Annotated in this window: 1 protein-coding gene; it reads right to left on the bottom strand. The window is 43.4% G+C overall.

Going from position 1 to position 3,099, the window contains the following annotated elements:
• Nucleotides 1-338 precede the first annotated feature (338 nt).
• Entirely contained in the window at nt 339-2,108 is a 1,770-nt protein-coding gene (locus F6K37_RS36150) for a sulfatase-like hydrolase/transferase (RefSeq protein ID WP_287255803.1), read from the bottom strand.
• Nucleotides 2,109-3,099: the final 991 nt, after the last annotated feature.

Below are 3,099 nucleotides of genomic sequence, written 5' to 3'. Positions count from 1 at the left end.
GATACTTAGAGTTAGATTTTTAAACAAGTCAACTATGGCAATTTCCCAGTCTAAAATTTTTCGAAATTTTTTATAAAAAAAAAGCAGAATTATGGCTAGCGATCGCCCGCCAATGTAATAAAAAATTAGTATCAAGACTTGCATTATTATTTTGGATTTAAACCGTCAGTAAACCATTTCTTAAGATAGGTTGAGCAAACTGATTATCTTCTAAGTTCTTGAAAAGCGGTGTTAAGTTATACCTAGTTCGCCACTAGGTATAACTTAGCACCATGAAAAATTACTTCGAGTTCCCTAAAGCAAGATTAATCTGCTTTAACAGCTTACCACTAGACGGTCTAGGTATTGAACTCCATTTTTGCTGGTCTTACCCACCACAGCTCGTCTGGTGATATATTCTTGATGATGCTTTCGATGCGGTTAGTCCTTACTTTCTTCCGTTTGGACAGCTTTTTCTCAACCTGATTTATTGCGAGCTGCAACCGACTCTGCTCCCATGCTTCTTCCGCAGTAGGCCAGTGATATGTGGGTATGTACTCTTGTTCTTCCATGTCCTCTGTGACGACCCAAAATAGATCCGGCAAACTTACCATCTTCATCATTTCTGTTTCGAGATCCTCATGAAGGTGGATCTGATCCTTCATATATTTTTGTGCACCAGCAATGTTGTTCTCCTCGTAGGGATCTTCAACCAGATTGTACATTTCATATTCGAACTTCCTGCCGTCTGGAGTGAAATAAACCGAATACTTCCATTCTTTGGAGCGGATTGTACGGATCAGCTCAGGAATATCGCTTAACTCATCTGGCAGGCGACCGTCGTCTGAGGCAAAGTGTACGTATTCTCGGTCTATAGTCCCTTCAGGATTTGTAAGCATGGGTGTTAAATCACGACCCCTGAAGGCAAAGGAAAATGAGTCATATACCCCGGCAATGCTTGCCAAAGTTGGCATCAGATCTACTGCACTGGCAAGGGTGTCGGTTTCCTTGGGTTCAGCAAAAAGCTTGGGGTTAGAGAAAATCAGAGGAACATTAATGGTTTCCTCGTAAGCATTGTAAGGTTTCTCCCGCAGTCCACCATGAGAAAGACATAGCTCGCCATGATCTGCAGTGCGTATAATTAAGGTGTCCTCTGTTAAACCATTATTATCAAGGGCATCCAGGACTTTACCCATCTCCTGATCCACAAGTGTCTTGAGGTAGCCGTAGAAACCTACATAATTTTTCGCTACTTTCTCATCGGTAATTTGCCTGTCCGGATTGTCACCTCGTGCCTGCATCGCACGCAAAGTGGTATGGACATCAGGCTTCAGGGACAAGTCCTCCTTGTAGGTTTTGGGCAAGGGCAAATCGTACCTGTCGCCATCTTCTCTTTCGTACCCTGTATTCTTGTCATCTGGAGTGTCATCGTAATTGGGCGCCACCCAAATGTCATGAGGATTTACCAAGGACACGATCAGGCAAAACGGCTTGTCTCCTTTTTTATAGTTGTTAAGAAATTCGATGACGCACCCTGCCTCTGGAGTTCGTAGATGCTCATCTGTGTATGTGCTTCCATCCACAAAGCGTGCGTCGTTGTTGTACAACTTGCCGCCCCCCAAGGTTCGGGGATCGCTTTTTGAGTGCCCCGCGTCCCAGGGATTCCATTGTTCAAAGCCATAAGCTGACTTCATGTACTCAATGTCCTTGTCACTCCATGTTGATGTACCGTTAATTGGATGACTCAAGTGCCATTTACCTTTCCAAATCACTTGGTAACCGGCAGCGCTGAGCATATGGGCGATGTTGATCTGGGTGGGCTTCAGGACATTCTGCATATAGCCTGTAGGTTTTGAGTCCTTCCCTTGGGTTTTGTCCTTTGGCATTCCCAATGTCTTGGCGACACCGTTCTGCGTCTGATAAGTACCGGTAAGCAGTGCGGCGCGGGAAGGGGAGCAAGCGCAGCTAGCAATAATATTCTTCTTGAAACTCAACCCATTTTTTTTCAACCGCATAGTCGTAGGCAAGTGCTCTTTTTCAAACTCAGGTAGCCAATCCTGTGCTGCACTATCCTGGTCGTTCAGAAGGATCAAAATGTTTGGTTTTTCGGGGAGTTTTCCAATTGCCATATCTTTGCAATCTCTGTGTTATTCGTAATTTAAATTAAGGTTGATCAACCTTAATTTAAATTGTAGTCTTTGTTTAATTTTATGTCAAGGTTTTTTGGCAAAACAGCGTTGTTATTGTAACAAAAGTTAATGTCATAAAAAAAGGACTTCTATAGCATTTTTCGTTAAGTATAATATTTTTTTTTATATTTTTTTTTATTATCAAATCCTGGAGCTATTGCCCCTGTTGACTTTGGGTGCATCTCAGTGTCTTGATGCAGTCGCTCATGGGGGGAACCCCCAAGACCGCGCTGCATCGCTTTTGCAATTAGGCAAAAATTCGGGAGAAAATTCCCACACTCCCCGCGCCCCCGCCCCACACTCCCCGCGCCCCCGCCCCACACTTCCGATATTTTTTACAAATATGAGATGCACCCGTTGACTTTTGCCTGCACCCCTTATTAACGCAGGGCTGTAACATTGCTCACGAATAAATTGTCAAGTCAATCGGGTAAAAGGGATATGGGGTCATGGCGAGAGGGTCTTTTTAAGGTGCGATCCAAAGCCGGGTTCCCCGGCCATTGGAAAGCGCACCTTTAAGGTAAAAAATCCCTTTTTATGAATAAAAAAATTTATTAATAAAAAAACTCTTTTTACCTCCCAGGATAGGAAAAGAGGTAAGAGAAAAAAAACCGGTGTACTTGAGGTGCCACCAGTTCGCGTAGCGTGGCATTTTGGCCAAGGCGCGCCTCCTAGGCCGGGGAATCCATTGGAAAGGGCACAAAGATCGAATTGAATTCTTAAGGCGGAAAGCGCACCTGATAGTTATGAAAAACGCTGTCACTTATTTATTTACTCATATATAAACTACAGGAACACTCGTCAATCAGCTTTAAGGATATGAGGACTAAGTAGTTGATTGATTTTCTTGGACAAACAAGCTATAAAAAATGGAAGGGCGAACCCCAACATGTTTGACAACTAGAACACTAAGCCAAATGTTCCAAATAAC

This window comes from Moorena sp. SIO4E2, assembly GCF_010671945.1.
Taxonomy (GTDB): domain Bacteria; phylum Cyanobacteriota; class Cyanobacteriia; order Cyanobacteriales; family Coleofasciculaceae; genus Moorena; species Moorena producens.
Note: the sequence above shows the minus strand (reverse complement) of the source record. Positions and strands in the feature narration are given on the sequence as shown.

Excerpts from the sequence above, each read along its gene's own strand:
- F6K37_RS36150 (WP_287255803.1), bottom strand. The coding sequence starts at position 2,108 with ATGGCAATTGGAAAACTCCCCGAAAAACCAAACATTTTGATCCTTCTG.